Source organism: Enterococcus sp. AZ119 (assembly GCF_050546175.1).
GTDB lineage: Bacteria > Bacillota > Bacilli > Lactobacillales > Enterococcaceae > Enterococcus > Enterococcus faecalis.
Genome location: NZ_CP172951.1, coordinates 1,581,547 through 1,597,206, shown reverse-complemented (window position 1 = coordinate 1,597,206; position 15,660 = coordinate 1,581,547). Strand labels below are relative to the sequence as shown.

The 15,660-nt window shown below is 34.5% G+C and carries 20 protein-coding genes; 12 read left to right on the top strand and 8 right to left on the bottom strand.

Going from position 1 to position 15,660, the window contains the following annotated elements; genetic code table 11:
- The first annotated feature begins 71 nt into the window (after positions 1 to 71).
- From rpmF to IGL37_RS07850, 3 genes are read left to right on the top strand one after another with little or no spacing between them, the layout of a single operon-like run.
- A complete protein-coding gene (gene rpmF / locus IGL37_RS07860) occupies positions 72 to 245 on the top strand; it encodes a 50S ribosomal protein L32 (protein ID WP_002371955.1) in 174 nt (57 codons plus the stop codon).
- Positions 246 to 266: 21 nt separating this feature from the next.
- Positions 267 to 644, top strand: a complete 378-nt coding sequence (locus tag IGL37_RS07855) for a hypothetical protein (protein ID WP_002394546.1) — start codon at positions 267 to 269, stop codon at positions 642 to 644.
- Positions 645 to 701: 57 nt separating this feature from the next.
- Positions 702 to 1,106 (top strand): NusG domain II-containing protein, encoded by a 405-nt coding sequence (locus IGL37_RS07850; RefSeq protein ID WP_002371952.1) that lies wholly within the window; start codon positions 702 to 704, stop codon positions 1,104 to 1,106.
- A gap of 402 nt (positions 1,107 to 1,508) precedes the next feature.
- Here the strand turns inward: IGL37_RS07850 and IGL37_RS07845 are convergent, their stop codons facing one another.
- A complete protein-coding gene (locus tag IGL37_RS07845) occupies positions 1,509 to 2,414 on the bottom strand; it encodes a polysaccharide deacetylase family protein (protein ID WP_002371950.1) in 906 nt (301 codons plus the stop codon).
- A gap of 223 nt (positions 2,415 to 2,637) precedes the next feature.
- On the opposite strand from IGL37_RS07845, the gene yqeK reads away from it, so the two are divergent.
- From yqeK to IGL37_RS07830, 3 genes are all read left to right on the top strand, one after another.
- Entirely contained in the window at positions 2,638 to 3,216 is a 579-nt protein-coding gene (gene yqeK, locus IGL37_RS07840) for a bis(5'-nucleosyl)-tetraphosphatase (symmetrical) YqeK (protein ID WP_002385850.1), read from the top strand.
- A 90-nt stretch (positions 3,217 to 3,306) separates the two neighbouring features.
- Positions 3,307 to 4,299 (top strand): DUF4767 domain-containing protein, encoded by a 993-nt coding sequence (locus tag IGL37_RS07835; protein WP_002371949.1) that lies wholly within the window; start codon positions 3,307 to 3,309, stop codon positions 4,297 to 4,299.
- A gap of 335 nt (positions 4,300 to 4,634) precedes the next feature.
- Positions 4,635 to 5,387, top strand: a complete 753-nt coding sequence (locus IGL37_RS07830) for a DeoR/GlpR family DNA-binding transcription regulator (RefSeq protein ID WP_002362011.1) — start codon at positions 4,635 to 4,637, stop codon at positions 5,385 to 5,387.
- A 40-nt stretch (positions 5,388 to 5,427) separates the two neighbouring features.
- Here the strand turns inward: IGL37_RS07830 and IGL37_RS07825 are convergent, their stop codons facing one another.
- The 3 genes from IGL37_RS07825 to IGL37_RS07815 form a co-directional block, all read right to left on the bottom strand.
- Positions 5,428 to 6,831 carry a PTS galactitol transporter subunit IIC gene (locus IGL37_RS07825; RefSeq protein WP_033917904.1) on the bottom strand — a complete coding sequence of 468 codons (1,404 nt, stop codon included), beginning with the start codon at positions 6,829 to 6,831 and terminating at the stop codon, positions 5,428 to 5,430.
- 94 nt (positions 6,832 to 6,925) lie between these two features.
- Positions 6,926 to 7,228: a PTS fructose transporter subunit IIB gene (locus tag IGL37_RS07820; RefSeq protein WP_002357185.1), complete on the bottom strand. Its 303-nt coding sequence runs from the start codon at positions 7,226 to 7,228 to the stop codon at positions 6,926 to 6,928.
- Between the two features lies 1 nt (position 7,229).
- A complete protein-coding gene (locus IGL37_RS07815) occupies positions 7,230 to 7,724 on the bottom strand; it encodes a PTS sugar transporter subunit IIA (protein ID WP_002357187.1) in 495 nt (164 codons plus the stop codon).
- 222 nt (positions 7,725 to 7,946) lie between these two features.
- On the opposite strand from IGL37_RS07815, the gene lacA reads away from it, so the two are divergent.
- Both lacA and lacB read left to right on the top strand, forming a co-directional pair.
- Positions 7,947 to 8,375, top strand: coding sequence for a galactose-6-phosphate isomerase subunit LacA (gene lacA, locus IGL37_RS07810; RefSeq protein ID WP_002357188.1), 429 nt, complete (start codon positions 7,947 to 7,949; stop codon positions 8,373 to 8,375).
- A gap of 25 nt (positions 8,376 to 8,400) precedes the next feature.
- The gene (gene lacB / locus IGL37_RS07805) at positions 8,401 to 8,916 is read left to right on the top strand and encodes a galactose-6-phosphate isomerase subunit LacB (RefSeq protein ID WP_002374591.1); all 516 of its coding nucleotides are present in this window, start codon (positions 8,401 to 8,403) and stop codon (positions 8,914 to 8,916) included.
- 245 nt (positions 8,917 to 9,161) lie between these two features.
- On the opposite strand, the gene IGL37_RS07800 is transcribed toward lacB, so the two are convergent.
- Positions 9,162 to 9,449, bottom strand: a complete 288-nt coding sequence (locus IGL37_RS07800) for a hypothetical protein (RefSeq protein ID WP_002362004.1) — start codon at positions 9,447 to 9,449, stop codon at positions 9,162 to 9,164.
- A gap of 579 nt (positions 9,450 to 10,028) precedes the next feature.
- Here IGL37_RS07800 and IGL37_RS07795 point away from each other — a divergent pair.
- Genes IGL37_RS07795 through IGL37_RS07780 form a run of 4 tightly spaced genes read left to right on the top strand, consistent with a single transcriptional unit; the run spans position 10,029 to position 12,716 of the window.
- Positions 10,029 to 10,475 (top strand): PTS sugar transporter subunit IIA, encoded by a 447-nt coding sequence (locus tag IGL37_RS07795; RefSeq protein WP_002379545.1) that lies wholly within the window; start codon positions 10,029 to 10,031, stop codon positions 10,473 to 10,475.
- Positions 10,476 to 10,489: 14 nt separating this feature from the next.
- Positions 10,490 to 10,987, top strand: coding sequence for a PTS system mannose/fructose/N-acetylgalactosamine-transporter subunit IIB (locus IGL37_RS07790; RefSeq protein WP_002357192.1), 498 nt, complete (start codon positions 10,490 to 10,492; stop codon positions 10,985 to 10,987).
- A 33-nt stretch (positions 10,988 to 11,020) separates the two neighbouring features.
- On the top strand, positions 11,021 to 11,872 hold the full coding sequence (locus tag IGL37_RS07785; RefSeq protein ID WP_002357194.1) for a PTS mannose/fructose/sorbose/N-acetylgalactosamine transporter subunit IIC: 852 nt from the start codon (positions 11,021 to 11,023) through the stop codon (positions 11,870 to 11,872).
- Positions 11,847 to 12,716, top strand: a complete 870-nt coding sequence (locus IGL37_RS07780) for a PTS system mannose/fructose/sorbose family transporter subunit IID (protein ID WP_002394543.1) — start codon at positions 11,847 to 11,849, stop codon at positions 12,714 to 12,716. The genes IGL37_RS07785 and IGL37_RS07780 overlap by 26 nt, the downstream gene beginning before the upstream one ends.
- 203 nt (positions 12,717 to 12,919) lie before the next feature.
- Here IGL37_RS07780 and larD read toward each other — a convergent pair whose 3' ends face one another.
- From larD to larB, 3 genes are read right to left on the bottom strand one after another with little or no spacing between them, the layout of a single operon-like run.
- Positions 12,920 to 13,630 carry a D/L-lactic acid transporter LarD gene (larD, locus tag IGL37_RS07775; protein WP_002357197.1) on the bottom strand — a complete coding sequence of 237 codons (711 nt, stop codon included), beginning with the start codon at positions 13,628 to 13,630 and terminating at the stop codon, positions 12,920 to 12,922.
- Positions 13,631 to 13,644: 14 nt separating this feature from the next.
- Complete coding sequence (gene larC, locus IGL37_RS07770) at positions 13,645 to 14,919, bottom strand: nickel pincer cofactor biosynthesis protein LarC (RefSeq protein ID WP_002407516.1); 1,275 nt, start codon at positions 14,917 to 14,919, stop codon at positions 13,645 to 13,647.
- Positions 14,916 to 15,659 carry a nickel pincer cofactor biosynthesis protein LarB gene (gene larB / locus IGL37_RS07765; RefSeq protein ID WP_002379543.1) on the bottom strand — a complete coding sequence of 248 codons (744 nt, stop codon included), beginning with the start codon at positions 15,657 to 15,659 and terminating at the stop codon, positions 14,916 to 14,918. The genes larC and larB overlap by 4 nt, the downstream gene beginning before the upstream one ends.
- Between the last annotated feature and the right edge of the window lies 1 nt (position 15,660).

The following is a 15,660-nucleotide window of genomic DNA, read 5'->3' as shown; positions in this document are numbered from 1 at the left end:
TTAAATATTCAAATCTGATTACAAATTAGGAAAGTATTTTAGAAACGTTTATAATTTAGGAGGTAATAAATATGGCTGTACCAGCGAGAAGAACATCGAAATCAAAAAAAAGATTGCGTCGAACACATGGAAAATTAATAAAACCTGAAATTTCGTTTGATGAGAATCTTGGTGATTATCGTAAAAGTCATCATGTATCTTTAAAAGGCTATTATGGTGGAAAAAAAGTGATGGATAAAAAATAGGAGGTAATAGTATTGAAGAAAATGAATATTATTTATCCGCCACTTGTGGAACAGAGCTTTAAATTTTATCAAGATTATGAACAAGAAAGATATGATAAGTCTGAATTATACAGAATAATGGTTATGAAGAATATTATTAATGAAAATGGCACTCCAACAGAAGAGGCTCTTAAAAAAGGATTAGTTAAAGACTTTTATGAAGAATATGATTTATCTTTTGAAGAATTTTTAAAATTGTACCCATTTTTTAAAAATTATGACCCTGATTATTTCCGGAAAATAGATGGTTTTTGGGAAGTTCCTGTTTGTTTAAAAGAAGAATTAATATTATTACTGAATGACAAAGATTGTGACTATGATGTACGGATTCAAATTCAACAATTTCTTGAAGAAAGGTGAGTAAAGACAAGATGTTCAGAAACAAATGGAAAAACAGTTCACTAATTCTTAATAAAAATGTATAGAAAGGGTCTGATGAAAAAAGGAGACATAATAGTTATTATCTTTTTAATAGCTATCTCTTTTTCTCCATATTTTATTTTTTTTCATAATAAGCCATTTAACTCCAAAAGTTTTGACGACACTAAATATGCTGTGGTCAAGATAGATGGGAAAGAGATTGAGCGTATAAATTTAGATGATTCAAAAGAATTTATCAAAACATATTATCCATCAAAAGGGCAATATAATACTATAGAAGTTAAAAATGGGCACGTTCGTGTAAAAAAAGATAATAGTCCAGATCAAATTGCGGTGAAAACAGGATGGATATCAGAACCAGGGCAAACTAGTATCTGTATTCCTCACAGATTCATTTTAGAAATTGTTCAACAATATTCTAAGGATTATTATATTTACTAAAATCCTTTTTTAGCATGTATGCTAAAAAAGGATTTGTTGGATTTATTTTAAAAAAGTAATTAAAGAAGAAAATCAAGTGAGTAAAATTATTATTCAGAATTTATAAAGCGTATAGTGAAGAAGTTGTTATAGATATGAAACAGAAAATAACTCCTAATTTTCCTACTTACGTCCTTTGATAACTAAATAAAAATTTATCAGGCCTTTCCGTGAGGAGTATGTTTTAGTTACGCCAAGACAAAAAAATAACTTCGAATGAATATATTTCTAAAACAACTTAACTATCAACTAACGCCAAGATTCGTAAACGCATTAATGATGCTTCCATAAGGCTCGCCATTATAAGCAGAAAATCAACATTGACTAAGACCAGAAATACTTCCTTTAGTGCTCCAAGTTGCTCTAATATAACACGCCAAATTGATAACCATTTGCTTGATAAAACTCTATTAATTGTGGCAATGCTTGTTTTGTTAATTCCTTGTCTACTGAATCATGCATTAAGACTACTCTAATATTATAATCCGGATAAACCTCAAGTGAATGTTGATGGAAAGCGAGCATTTCTGCGACTGTAGTAGGCTGTCTGTCTAACGGCTCCGCATCTCCAACCATCGCATTCCAGTCAATCCAATGGATGCCAAGTTGTTTGAATAATTCATCAGATTTTTCTGTACCTCCCCATGACATATGACCTCCTGGGTATCGCCAGAGAGTTGTTTGAAATGTTTCGCCCAATATTTTTTTAAGAGAGTTCTCCATGTCCGCTATTTCCGCTTGTATTTCTTCAGTGTTGACAATCCCGTTTGGATATAACGTTGCATAATCATGAGTTGAACTATGAAAGCCTATTGAATGTCCTTCTGCAACTTCGCGTTTCACTATCTTTTGATTTTCGGAAGTTAGGGTATTTCCTACAAGAAAAAAAGTTGCGTGGACGTTATACTTTTTTAATGTATCTAGGACTTGTGGGGTTATTTGATTATTAACGCCATCATCAAAGGTTAAGAATACTAATTTTTCACCTTTGTAAGGTTCTTCTCCAGTTATATATTTTCTGATTTTGTCTGCTGAGTAAGCATATTTTTTTGATGAAATAGTCATGTGTGTTGATTCCTTTTCTAACTTGGTCGGGGAATCTTTTTTTGCAGTTGAATTTTTAGTCGATGTCTGCGTAGTATCATCATTTTTACTTGTTATCTTGGGTTGAGTTAATAGGAACGTTTGAATGAAAACAAGAACAATGAGGATTAACGCACTAAATAATACATACCCGTTTATTTTGAATTTTCTTTTTTTATGTCGCATACTTTCACTCCTCTTTGGTTAATGAAAAAGTCAAAAAATACACCTCCACGTTATACAAAATTGAACGTCCTATTAGTTATAGACGAATTTGAGGACCAAAAAGTTTCAATTTTTTCAATTTAGTTAGTTGTTTATTTAATAAAAAATAAAAGGTTGCTAGAGGATGAAAGGAGTATACTTTATTTATCTAGAAGAGTAATCGGAATGAGAAAGGGCTGTGGAAATGGATCATCAACAGGTGTTGAAAAATGAAATTAAACAATATTTAGTGAGTAAAAACTGTGAGAAGACGTATTATCATTGTATGGAAGTTGGAGAGTATGCCTATCAACTTGGTGAAAAATATTTAACTAGTCCAGAAAAAGTAAGTATTGCAGGATATTTACACGATATCTCTGCGATTTATCCAAATAATCAGAGAATTAGTGTCGCACAAAAATATGGGATTGAATTAAACGAAGCAGAAATGGCCTTTCCAATGATAATTCATCAAAAAATTTCTAAGTCTATTGCGAAAATGGATTTTGGTATTGAAGACAATGAAATTTTATCAGCTATTGAATGCCATACAACATTGAAGAAAAACTATTCGGACATAGATTTAGTTTTGTTTGTCGCTGATAAAATAAAGTGGGATCAAGAAGGTAAACCACCATACTTAGATGGTTTATTACAAGCTTTAAATTGTTCTTTAGAAAATGCCGCATATTTCTATATTGATTATATTTTGAAACACGATATTAAAGTTGTGCATCCTTGGTTATGGGATGCTTACAATCAACTTAATTTGATAATTAAATAACAAATAAACATAGCCGTTTTTAGTCGAGTTTTGCTGGTGAGAAAAGGGGAAAAGTAGTACAGTATTCTTGTCAGAAAGAAGGGATTCCCAATGAAAAAAATAATCTTGATAGGTCTTTTATTGAGTATTTTATCAGGATGTTCTTCCAACAAAAATGGTGACAGCACTGCAAGCAAGCCGACAGCAACATCAGAAATGAAAGCACCTGCTACCGTTAACAACAGCCAAGCAAGTCAAATAAGCACGGAGTCAAAATCTAGTACGACTCAAAGTAATTCTTCTGCTTCTACTAAAACTGAAAATCAGTTGTGGTCTGTGCAAAAAAAAGCACAGTTACAACAATTTATGGCTGATTGGGGGCAACGGATGAACCAAACGTATAAAGAATATACACCAGGAAATTCAATCAATTTTAATGGCGTCCAAGCGCCTGATGGTCTAGTAGGAAATGTTACTATGCAGCCAGCGATTGGTCAGCATCCTATTTATTTAGAATGGTCTGAAAATGGACAAGTGAAGGATGGATATGCGTTAGTTGCTGTTTACTCTGATGCAGAAACGCAACCAGAAATGCAAAAGCATTTGTATTTATTCACCATCGTTAACAATCATCCCTTAGTTTTAGTGACGATGCAAAATCAAGGAGATCCTTATGGCTATCTGTATTTTGGAGCAACAGATAATGCAGAGTTGAGGGCTGGCTTTGAAAAAATTGTAGGTGCCCCGTCAATTACTAAAGAACAAATCCCAAATATTTCAGTCAATCCGTGGTCTTCAAAAGAGGAAGCGATTGATTTTTACGAAGGAATGTATAAAAACACGGCAAACGAAATTTCAACTCAAATTGACTGGCATAACTATCAGCGGGCAAATTGGCGCGAGGTAGAAACAAAAGGCGACACGTTGACATTACATTTTGCCAACGTGGGCGGTGCTGGGGGCTCATACACACAATTCACGAAAGTTGGTACGAATACTGTTGTTGTATCATTTGATGGCAATGCTGCTTATCCCGATAACCCAAGTAGCGTTTTACTCGTGAAAAACAGTGATTATAAAGTTTTAAGGACTTTGAATCAGTAATAGGGGAAATACGTCGTTTACTTAAACATAGGCAAAGGCAGGTTACTTATAAAAAGGTAAGCAGCCTGCCTTTGCCTATGTGCTATTTTTTTGGATAGAGGTGCTCAGAGTAGGGGATGTTTTTCTGGGAAGTTTTTATGCTAGATCTCTATTTGACTAGGCTCAAATAGATCTGAATCAATCGTTGAAGTGATATCTGTTTATATAAAGATAGGCTAAATTGTCATTTTTTTACGAATCGTCGTTCATGTTAAAATAAATGGAGAAATGTTTTAGTATTCATAGTAAGTATTTTATCGTAGAATAAAAGATATACTAACAATGGAGCGATGAAAATGCTAAAAGAAGAAAGATTAAATGCGATAGTCTCTCTAGTAGATCAAAAAGGGGCAATCAAAGTTACTGAAATTATGGAACGATTAAATGTTTCGGATATGACTGTTCGTAGAGATTTGACAGAATTAGAAGCAGCGGGGCGTTTAAAACGAGTACATGGAGGAGCTAGCAGTTTAAATACATATCGTCCACATGAACTGTCTCATGATGATAAACAAATTATTAATAGTGTTGAAAAAAAAGAAATTGTCCAAAAAGCATTAAGTTTAATTCACGAAGAAGAAACTATCTTCCTAGGACCAGGAACAACTATTGAACTTTTGGCCGAGGCAATGGAATTTAAACATTTAAGAGTAGTAACAAACTGTTTGCCTGTGTTTGAAACGTTAAGTAAAAAAAAGAATGCGTTGACCATTTATTTGGTTGGTGGAGAAATGCGACTTTTAACTAAATCTTTTTTTGGTGAAATCGCTAATAAAGCATTAGAAGAAATGCATTTCCATAAAGCATTTTTTAGTTGCAATGCGTTAAAAGATAATAAAATTATGACAGCCACTATTGAAGAAGGACAAACACAAGCAATTGCATTAGATAACTCAATAGAAAAATATTTGTTAATGGATACTTCTAAAGTAGAGAAACAGGATTTTTATTCTTTTTATCAATTAGAAGAAGTGACAGCGGTAGTTACAAATAAAGATAAATTTGACACATCTAAAGTATTGGAAAAAGTTGTCAGGGTGATCTACTAAAAAGAAGAGGTGCAGATGCACCTCTTCTTTTTAGTTTCCCTTATTGAGCTTTTTGAGCATAAATAATATTTCGCTTCTTCATTTGTTTTGCATACCAAATGAAAATCAGTAGATAGGCGACTAGCGCCAGACATGCGTATAAAATAAATTCGATTTGACCTTGTGATGCATTGCCGACTAAGTATCCTAAGAATTTTTCCATTGGCCCTTCCATGGTAGTATGTGAAATTAAAGTATTATTATTTAGACCCGCTGGGAAAGCGCCAACTTTTTTTGCGGTTTCGGTAACGAACGGTGCAATTAGGGTACCAGACCATAAGAACAAAGGTAATTCGATTGCTCCAATGATAATCATTCGGATGAGTTTACCTCTTGTAACTACTAGTAGAGCAGGGGTTACACCCATTGCAATAATTCCGCCAAGTGGTAAAAGTTTATTGCCAGGTAGGACAATGGCTTCTAATAGCATAATTGGAGCCAATACGTTAGCTGCTGCCCAGATTTCAGCACGACCAGCTAAGAAAGGCCAATCTAAACCAATATTAAGTGTACGCCCTTTTAATTTATTCGAAGCAAAATCAGTGATACCTTGTGATAAAGGCTCAACTGCAGCGATAAACCAAGTTCCAATTAAAGAGAATAGTTCCAAACAGACTGCAGCCGTAAAGGATAGAGAAAAAATTTGCGTGGGTGTTTGGCCAGCTAAAAGACCCACAAAAATCCCTAAGTAAATCCCGATGGCAAATTTTGATCCCCAAAAGCCAATTTTACTATTCAATTTGGCAGCGTCAAAATCGTATTTGTCTAACCAAGGAAAAAGCTTATCAAAAATTTTATCAAAAACCATAATGATTGGGTTCATCATATAGTTCATATGCGTGGTAGTCATAGGATTGGTATCTGGGGCGTTAAGTAAATCGTTAAACGTTGGTTTCATTAAGTCAGAATTGATAATTTTTAAAACTCCTATGAAAATAACTAAGATTGTTGCAATTATTAAGTTTGCGCCACAAAAAATAGCAAATAAACCAACAATCGATAGATGCCAAATGTCGAAAATATCCACATCTAATGTGTTTGTTTTGTTTAGAATTAACATAATGACATTGACAATCACCATAATTAAAAGAAAGTAAAGGGTGTAAGGAGATCCCCAAGTGATGGTGGCTAAAGGTGCCCAACCAACATCGGTAATATTTAAAGAAATTCCTGTACGTTCTACGAAAGAGGCCATTGCATCTGAGAAAGCAGTAGTTAAAATTCCTATAATAGCACTGATACCAGTTAAAGCAATTCCTAGTTTAAGACCACCTTCTAATGCGCGAGTGGGTTTTACCTTAAAACAAAGGGCAATCAGTGTTAAAACAATAGTCATTAAAGGAGCAGCACCTAAATCAATTAAAGGTTTAAAAATTGTATTTGCTAGGTCAATAATCGTATTCATTTATTTTCTCCTTCATAAGCTAAGATAACAAAATTTTTATCTTAGTTTTGTTATTGTTGACAGTGAAGCGTAAGTAATTAGTCTGAAAAGGAAATCATTTGTTTAAAGAGTGAATGATACTTTCCATTTGTTGATAAACAGGTTCAGCCATTGCTGGAATTCGATAAAGAATTGCGCCTGCATCAACTACAGGAATCGTGATTGGGAAACCCAAATCTGTTTTGGCGATTTGGGCGAAAATATCATAGTGGGATAGCATCTCTTGATTGATATCTTTAATCATTACGGCATCGCAAGAAACTTGGTAGCCTCTTTTAGATAATTCTGTTTCTAATGCAGATTTGATTTGATGGCTAGAGTTTACCCCAGCCCCACATGCAGCTAAAATTTTAATCATGTTAAATCTCTCCTTTAAAATTTTTTTGTAAAAAACGATAAACTTCTTCTTTATCTTCACATTGAAAAAAAGCCAATAGTGATGAACGGTCTGTCGTGTTAATAAAATCCATGATAGTCGCTAAAAGACCCGTTTGTTCAATACCGTTTTCATTTAAAATCATGAAAAGAAAGGAAACAGAGAGCGTTTCATCTGGGATAATCATGTTATGAAATGATAAGGATTGTTTCAATTTAATCGGGATAATTCTTGTCGTCCGTACAAAGGTACTTTCGGTATGCGGAATGGCGATATTCGGTAGTGCAGGATCAATCGGTGTTAAACTTAAACCAGTCGGATAGTTATGTTCTCGTTCCAATAAATTAGTTAGAAAATCAGGTGTAACTAATTTCTTTTTTAACAAGTCTAAATAAACTTCTTCAAAAACTTCTTCTTGTGTTTTTTTGTTTGAAATATAGGTAGTATCTAATGAAAAAATCGATGTTTTAATAACCATAGAACCCCTCGTTTCTTTAATATATTATTATTTATTTACAAGTATAATATAAAACGCTTTCAAAAAGATGTCAACACAATATTAAACAATAATAAACAAAAAAGAAAATAAATGTTGAATAAAGTTCGATATTGTTTTATTATGTTTTCGAGAAGGGGATTTGAGTTTAAAGAAAGGGACAGAATTTTAATAGTAGATACACGAGGTAAGGAGGAAAACAAAATGCGTGTCATACTTGGTTCAGATTTAGATGGAATAAAATTAAAAGCAGAAATGAAACAATACTTATTGCAAGAAAAAGTTGAGGTAATCGATAAAAGTGAAAGTGCTTCGGAAGACTTTATAGAAGCAACGCTTGCTGTTGCTCATGAAGTTTTAAAGGATACTGAAAGTTTAGGAATCGTTTTTGATGGTTATGGGGCAGGTAGTTTTATGACTGCTGCTAAAATTAAAGGAATGATTGTCGCTGAGTTGTCAGATGAGCGTTCTGCATATATGGCGCGAGAACACAACAATGCTCGGATGATCACGGTGGGCGCAAAAATTGTTGGAACGGAACTAGCCAAAAACATAATAAAAGAATTCTTAACAGGTCATTATGCAGGCGGGCGTCATCAAATACGTGTAGATATGTTAAATAAAATGGCTTAACAAATAATAGAAAGGAAGTGTTTTTATGAAAATTGCCATTGGTTGTGATCATATTGTGACGGATACCAAAATAGCAGTTTCTGATTTTTTGAAAGCAAAGGGATATGAAATTTTAGATGTAGGCACGTATGATTTTACTCGAACTCACTATCCTATTTTCGGAAAAAAAGTGGGAGAAGCCGTAATGAGCAATCAGGCTGATTTGGGTATATGTATTTGCGGAACAGGCGTTGGAATTAACAATGCGGTTAACAAAGTGCCGGGTATCCGTTCTGCTTTAGTTCGCGATATGACTACAGCGTTGTATGCGAAAGAGGAATTGAACGCAAATGTTATTGGTTTCGGTGGGAAAATAACAGGAGAATTCTTGATCTGTGATATCGCTGCTGCCTTTATTGAAGCACACTATCATCCAACAGAAGACAACGAACAACTAATTGAAAAAATTAATCAAGTTGAAAAACAACATCCAGAACAACAAGATGCGCACTTTTTCGATGAATTTTTAGATAAATGGCAACGAGGAGTCTATCACGATTAGTACGTAATCAATGAGGGTTATTTGAGAAAGCGGTCTTAAATAATAATCATTGGTATTTGAGTTAAATTCCCCTTCATTAATTTTTATTGCTGTTTTAATGTGGCACTGTAAAGAGCATTATTAAGAAAAAGAAGTAACAAAGGAACAAATTGAAGGCTATACAGGTAACCATAAAAAGTACACGAGAAAAGAACTCGTGTACTTTTTATGGTTTCGCTGCTTGTTTTATTTTAGTAATTATTTTTCTATAAAAATAGTCCCAGAATTATTAAAATAATCCCGATAACTAAACTGCCGATGCCAGAAGCCGTACCATATTTTTTACCTAAATTTATATCAGTAGTATTTTTAGGAATCAAGTTTGAGAAAAAATAAAATTTTTTTACCAAGATTAGATATGCAACAAGTAAAAGTAATAATCCTAAGAGAAGATAACTAAGATTTTCAGCTAATAAATTTAGATGAGCTAATAACAATATCCCCAAAAAGAAGCCTACCAATCCATATTTCATCGTTTTTTCTTTTGCTGACATACAAATATCCCTACTTTACTTTTTAATTTATTAAGAGCATAAAACCATAGATTCGATATAAGTTCATTTTGTTGTATCCAAAAGAGCATGACCTGGAATGACCTATATAATTAGAAAATTGGAGTGATATATAGTTATTTTACCATAGCTTAAATGAGTTGATTAACTCCGAATAATGTACAACTATGTACACCTATTGTGGGTGGAATGTGTGTTGGGACTTTGCTAACCTAATAGTTGAAAAAATGAATCAATAAATTTAGAAAAGGGACTATTCAAAAGCAACTTTTTTGGGAATTGCTATATTATTTATTTTTTTAAGCGTAATCAACTAAATGTTTTTATGGATAAAGAAAGTCATTGTTCCTTGTCACCAAGCTACAACAGCCAAATTCATTAGAACTTTTTAGTGAATGACTTTAATTTTAGAAAGGTACTGTTGTTAAACATTCATGCTATCAAAGGAGTGTGAGGCGAACGAAGCAAATATTTTCATTTTATAAAAGTTGTATTATGGACTCTTAAAAAGAGGTGATTTAAAAAATTTTGAAGTGGAAATGTTAAGAAAGGAGAGAGGAAATGACTTATTTAGTTCTGGTCAGTCATGGCGATTTTGCTAGAGGGTTAAAAAATTCATTAGGGATGTTTGCTAGCGATGAGATAGAGACAGTCAGAGTGTTTGGCTTACAACCTGGTGAATCTACCGATAATTTTGGTAAGCGGTTTCTTTATGAAGTTGAAAAATTACCGCAGGAAACGAGGCTAATCGTTTTGGCTGATATTGTAGGCGGGAGTCCACTTGCTACTATTTGTAAAGTATTAGATAAGCAAAAAATGCTAGAAAATTCTCTGATTGTTGGAGGAGTAAATTTTCCAATGGCTTTAAATGCGCTTCTAATGAAAGAAACTAGTGAATTATCTGATTTGAAAAAAATGATAGTAGCAGATGCTTGTCATGGCATTAGAGAGTTAACTGTAACTGAAGACGATGTAACTGAAAACGATATAACTGAAGAGGATATCTAAAGGAGAAGATGAACATGTCAATTTCTTTTGTTCGAATCGATGATCGAATGATTCATGGCTTAATTACTTTACGTTGGACTAAAGAAATGCCTTGTGATGGCATTATAGCTGTGAATGACAAAGCAGCAAGTAACCCTATTTTAAAGGAAGCTTATAAAGCAGCTGCACAAGATAAAAAAACCTTTATTTGGACAATGGCGCATTTTTTTGATGTAAAGGATAAAGTATTAGCGTCTAAGTCAAAATACTTTTTGATTACAAAGAGCCCTTTGGATATGAAAAAAATTTTGGTGGATTGGCATTTTGTTCCAAGTGAAGTAAAAATGATTAATGTTGGACCGGGAAATGACCGCGAAGGGACAATTAAATTAGGGGATAACCAATCCTTTACAGCAGAAGAAGCAGCGGCTTTTGAAGAAATTGAAAAGGCTGGTTACAAAGTGGATTTTGCCTTGTTACCTGATCAACGAATTGGTTCTTGGGCGCATTTTAAAGCTAAATTTGGTTACTGATTCTAGAAGTTTTGAAAAGAGGAGAGTAGTATTATGACAATCAACTGGATACAAGCGGCTATTTTAGGCCTATTTGCTTGTCTGTGTTCAAATTCTTGTATGGCTGGACAAGCGGTGGGAAATTATACGATTGGGCGTCCTTTAGTCGGCGGATTAGTTTGTGGCATTATTTTAGGAGATTTAAAATTAGGAATCGCTTGTGGCGTAGCAATGCAATTAGTTTACATTGCTTTGGTCACACCTGGAGGCACAGTGTCTGCTGACGTGCGGGCAATTTCATATATCGGGATTCCTTTGGCGATGGTGGCGATTTCGACCAAAGGGTTAGATCCACTTGGCGGCTCTGCAGCCGACCTGGCTAAATCGGTCGGCACATTAGTTGGAACGATCGGAACGGTATTATTTTATTCTGTTGCCGCGTTAAATTTAGTTTGGCAATCGTTTGGTTGGAAAGATATAAAAAAAGGCAAGCTTGATCATTTATATGCCATTAATTTTGGTTGGCCGTGGATTTCTCATCTACTTTTTTCCTTTTTGCCAACCGTGATTTTAACCTATTTTGGGGCTACGGCTGTTACAGCAATGAGAGATGCATTACCTATGGATGGTCTTGCAATGAAAACGCTTTTTACTGTAGGTGGCATGCTTCCGTGTGTGGGAATTGCAATTTTGTTACGTCAAATTGTTAATAAGAACATTGATTTTGTACCTTTTTTTGTAGGGTTCACATTAGCTGCTTCATTAAAACTTAATTTAGTCTCAATAACGATTATTGCGCTTCTTTTTGCTGTAATTTTTTATAAAATTGCTTTGATTAAAAACAATACTAAACTGGTTGATTCAACAGGAAGTCTGACGAATGATGATGAAGAGGAGGACATATGAGATGGAAGAGTTGAAAGCAAATAAATTAGACCAAAAAACGTTAAAGCATTCTTTTCATTTATGGTTTTGGGGAGCGTTAACTTGTTTTTCACAACAGCATATGCAAACCTTCGGCTATCTTTCTTCAATGCTTCCTATTATCAAAAAACTTTATCCAAAACATGAAGACCAAGTGAAAGCCATTCAAGCATATACAGCTTTTTTTAACACAAATCCAATGCTTGGAACGGTCATTGTTGGTGTGACTGCTAGTATGGAAGAGGCTAGAGCAAGTAAGAATGAAATTGATGGAGAAACCATTAATGATATGAGGGCAGGATTAATGGGACCGATTGCAGGGATTGGCGATTCATTAGTTGATGGTACCTTGATTCCTATCTTGTTAGGAATTTCCTTAGGAATGTCCACGGGCGGTTCGCCAATTGGTGCCATATTTTATATTATTGTTTGGACGTTAATTTCCTATTTTGGCCAACGCTTTTTGTATTTTAGAGGCTATCATTTTGGTGATAAAGCAGTAAGTTTCTTAGTTGGGAAAGAAGGAGCTGCTGTTAGAGTTGCTATCGGAGTTATTGGTAGTATGGTTGTCGGTGGGGTCCTTGCATCTTGGGTAAATGTAACTACTTCTCTTAAATTAATAGGTGCTGACGGAAAAGTTTTCCTTAAACTGCAAGATAAAATTGACAGTATTTATCCAGGATTATTAACGATACTTGTTACCTTGTTTTGTTGGTGGTTAATGTCCAAAAAACATGTTTCCGCTATTTGGACGATGCTTATTTTAGTTGTTATTTCTCTCGTTGGCGTTTTATTAGGTGTTTTCAATCCAGGATTAACTTACTGAACAATCACCAAAAAGGACTCTAGCTGTTAGAGCAAACTGACTTTTGCATAAAACCGATAACGAAAAAGCTAATAAATTAAATTCTTACTCTCTAAGACACAGAAAAAATCTTGTGATTAAAATAAAAATATATAAAATAGAAGAAATTTAGAGACTAGCTTCTATTTTATATATTTTTTTGTTTTAGAAATTTAGTTGGTTTATTAGAATTTTAGGAAAAATTTTACGAAAAGTGTCGCAAAAATGGCTCCTAAAAACGGTGCAGTTCCGGGAACAATCAACCCATATTGCCAATCATTATTGGTTTTATTTTTGATTGGTAAAAGTTGATAGGCGATACGAGGACCTAAATCACGTGCTTGATTCATTGCGAATCCTGTAGTACCACCTAGCCCCATGCCGATTGCCCAAACAAGCAAGCCAACAGCAATGGGTAGTTGTGTTTCGTAGGAATGTGCAATCGCTAAAATAGATGTTAAAAAAATGAACGTTGCAAAAGTTTCAACAAAATAGTTTCTTGGTAAATTTCGTTGGTTCGGATTTGTAGAAAAAATATTACGAATGGCGATTGGATCGACACTATCGGCGGATAGCTTGAAATGATCAGCATACATAATATAAACAATGACGGCGCCACAAATGCCGCCTAACATTTCAGCGATGACATAGGGAATGAAGTAAGACCATGGAATCATTCCTAAAATAGCTTGAGCGAGGGCCATTGCTGGATTAATACAGACTCCGCCAAAGACGAACAGAACAACAGAGATTCCAAAAGCCCAAGTAGTGATTGCAAACATGTGACCAGAACCAGCGTATTTTGTTCGTTTTAGGACATCGTCGCAGTGAACACCTACCCCAAATACGATCATTAATGCAGTTCCCATAAATTCTGATAAGATATGATGAAACATAAGATAAAGCTCCTTTAATCAATAGTTTTGTTATTTAATGTTTGGACGAGGCGATAGACTTCCTCAATTGTAAAATTATATTGTTTAGCAATTCGTTCACAATCTTGGTATTCAATAGACTCTTTCAATAGGCCATGATAATGATTTTTTTTAATATGGACCTTACCAAAAGGTGTTTCCAAGATTTTGAAAGAACGGTCCATTACACTACGTTCCATTGTTTGAAAACGCATACCAATTGTAGAAGTATGTTTAAAGAGTAGTTCTGTAAAATATTCTTTTTCCTCTGTTGTTGTTAAAACCGTTAATAGAATGGCACTTCGGTTTTTTTTCATATGAATGGGCGTGAAAAAAACATCTAGAGCACCATGCTCCAATAATAGATCCATTACGTAACCTAACTGTTCAGGTGTTTGATTGTCTATATTTGTTTCAATTTTTAAAACTTGGTCATGGTGTTCTGTACTCTTTTTTTTACTATGTGTTTCAGTAAAGATTGATCCTCTGAGGGCATTGAACTTGCCTGTTTCCCGTTTGCCAAATCCGTAACCTATTTTTTCAATTAATCGTTGTTCTGGTGCGACAAATAGAGGACTAAGTTCTTTAAAAATAGCTAAGCCAGTCGGTGTGACAAGTTCAGTTTTTATCTCAAAGTCTTGTTGAATGATTAAATTCGTTTCTTTACGTAATTCCATCACCGCAGGAACTGGTATTGGCATGACTCCATGGGCAATTGTGATAGTGCCACTTCCATCTGTAATTGGCGTTGAATAGACTTGTTCAATCTCTAACTGTTCCCATAAGATAAAAAAGCCAACGATGTCAACAATTGAATCAATTGCTCCAACTTCATGAAAATGAATAGTGTCAATTGTTTGTTGATGAACAGCAGCTTCAGCTTTTGCAATGTCATAGAAAACATTTTTACTATGTTTTTTTACAAAATTGGACAAGTCGCTTTTTTCAATTAATGTATAAATATCTTTTAAATTTCTAGAATGGCTATGATGATGTGCATGTTCTTTCGTTTCATGATGTTCATTTTCGTGGTGAGGAGAGAGACTGTGTTTTATACCGTAATCCTTTTTTCCATGTTGTAGGAGAACATCGAAATCTGTTCCGTAAATACAACTTTTAGCAATTCGTTGGGCTTGAATGGTGAACCCATCGATGGGAAGTTTTTTTAATTCGATTAACAGTTTGTTTAAATCCCCGCCTAAGTCAAGCAACAATCCATTTAACATATCACCACTAAGACCAGAAAATGGTTCTAAAAATAAGCTTTTCATAGTGAAGACTCCTTTATTTGATTAATCATACTTGCATTATAAGCGGCACCAAACCCGTTATCTATGTTGACTACACTAACGCCAGAGGAACAACTATTTAGCATTCCTAAAAGAGCAGTCAGTCCTTGGAAATTGCTACCGTAGCCTATGCTAGTAGGGACGGCAATCACTGGCACGCTAACTAGTCCGCCTAGCACGGACACCAGTGCACCTTCCATGCCTGCAATCACAATAACCACCGAAGCCTGTTGAATCTCATCTAGGTGAGCGAACAAACGATGAATGCCAGAAACGCCTACATCATAGATACGTTTTATTTGATTCCCGAAAGTTTCTGCAGTGATTGCTGCTTCTTCAGCAACGGACATGTCTGACGTTCCAGCAGTAACTATCGCAATATAGTTTTTTGTTGTAGTCTCCATTTGGTTGATAACGAAACAACGTGCAAGTTCATAGTAGGTTCCATGAGGAAAGTTCGACTCTAAAGGTTGGGCTTTTTGTTGTGAAACGCGAGTAACTAAGATTGTATTGTTTTCTTTTCTTAAGCTATTGATAATTTTGATGAGTTGCTCAATTGTTTTCCCTTCCCCGTAAACGACTTCTGGATACCCAGTTCTTTCTTTACGCTGCGTATCAATTTTTGCAAAGTCTAATTCGCAAAAGCCATTTAATTTGTTTGTTGCTTCTTCTAAAGATAATTTTCCTTCTTTAAAAGCTCCTAAAATTTCTTTCGGTTGCATA

What these genes read in the sequence shown, in the direction of transcription:
- rpmF (WP_002371955.1), top strand. Translation starts at nt 72, where the DNA reads ATGGCTGTACCAGCGAGAAGAACATCGAAATCAAAAAAAAGATTGCGT.
- IGL37_RS07855 (WP_002394546.1), top strand. Translation starts at nt 267, where the DNA reads ATGAATATTATTTATCCGCCACTTGTGGAACAGAGCTTTAAATTTTAT.
- IGL37_RS07850 (WP_002371952.1), top strand. Translation starts at nt 702, where the DNA reads ATGTATAGAAAGGGTCTGATGAAAAAAGGAGACATAATAGTTATTATC.
- IGL37_RS07845 (WP_002371950.1), bottom strand. Translation starts at nt 2,414, where the DNA reads ATGCGACATAAAAAAAGAAAATTCAAAATAAACGGGTATGTATTATTT.
- yqeK (WP_002385850.1), top strand. Translation starts at nt 2,638, where the DNA reads ATGGATCATCAACAGGTGTTGAAAAATGAAATTAAACAATATTTAGTG.
- IGL37_RS07835 (WP_002371949.1), top strand. Translation starts at nt 3,307, where the DNA reads ATGAAAAAAATAATCTTGATAGGTCTTTTATTGAGTATTTTATCAGGA.
- IGL37_RS07830 (WP_002362011.1), top strand. Translation starts at nt 4,635, where the DNA reads ATGCTAAAAGAAGAAAGATTAAATGCGATAGTCTCTCTAGTAGATCAA.
- IGL37_RS07825 (WP_033917904.1), bottom strand. Translation starts at nt 6,831, where the DNA reads ATGAATACGATTATTGACCTAGCAAATACAATTTTTAAACCTTTAATT.
- IGL37_RS07820 (WP_002357185.1), bottom strand. Translation starts at nt 7,228, where the DNA reads ATGATTAAAATTTTAGCTGCATGTGGGGCTGGGGTAAACTCTAGCCAT.
- IGL37_RS07815 (WP_002357187.1), bottom strand. Translation starts at nt 7,724, where the DNA reads ATGGTTATTAAAACATCGATTTTTTCATTAGATACTACCTATATTTCA.
- lacA (WP_002357188.1), top strand. Translation starts at nt 7,947, where the DNA reads ATGCGTGTCATACTTGGTTCAGATTTAGATGGAATAAAATTAAAAGCA.
- lacB (WP_002374591.1), top strand. Translation starts at nt 8,401, where the DNA reads ATGAAAATTGCCATTGGTTGTGATCATATTGTGACGGATACCAAAATA.
- IGL37_RS07800 (WP_002362004.1), bottom strand. Translation starts at nt 9,449, where the DNA reads ATGTCAGCAAAAGAAAAAACGATGAAATATGGATTGGTAGGCTTCTTT.
- IGL37_RS07795 (WP_002379545.1), top strand. Translation starts at nt 10,029, where the DNA reads ATGACTTATTTAGTTCTGGTCAGTCATGGCGATTTTGCTAGAGGGTTA.
- IGL37_RS07790 (WP_002357192.1), top strand. Translation starts at nt 10,490, where the DNA reads ATGTCAATTTCTTTTGTTCGAATCGATGATCGAATGATTCATGGCTTA.
- IGL37_RS07785 (WP_002357194.1), top strand. Translation starts at nt 11,021, where the DNA reads ATGACAATCAACTGGATACAAGCGGCTATTTTAGGCCTATTTGCTTGT.
- IGL37_RS07780 (WP_002394543.1), top strand. Translation starts at nt 11,847, where the DNA reads ATGATGATGAAGAGGAGGACATATGAGATGGAAGAGTTGAAAGCAAAT.
- larD (WP_002357197.1), bottom strand. Translation starts at nt 13,630, where the DNA reads ATGTTTCATCATATCTTATCAGAATTTATGGGAACTGCATTAATGATC.
- larC (WP_002407516.1), bottom strand. Translation starts at nt 14,919, where the DNA reads ATGAAAAGCTTATTTTTAGAACCATTTTCTGGTCTTAGTGGTGATATG.
- larB (WP_002379543.1), bottom strand. Translation starts at nt 15,659, where the DNA reads ATGCAACCGAAAGAAATTTTAGGAGCTTTTAAAGAAGGAAAATTATCT.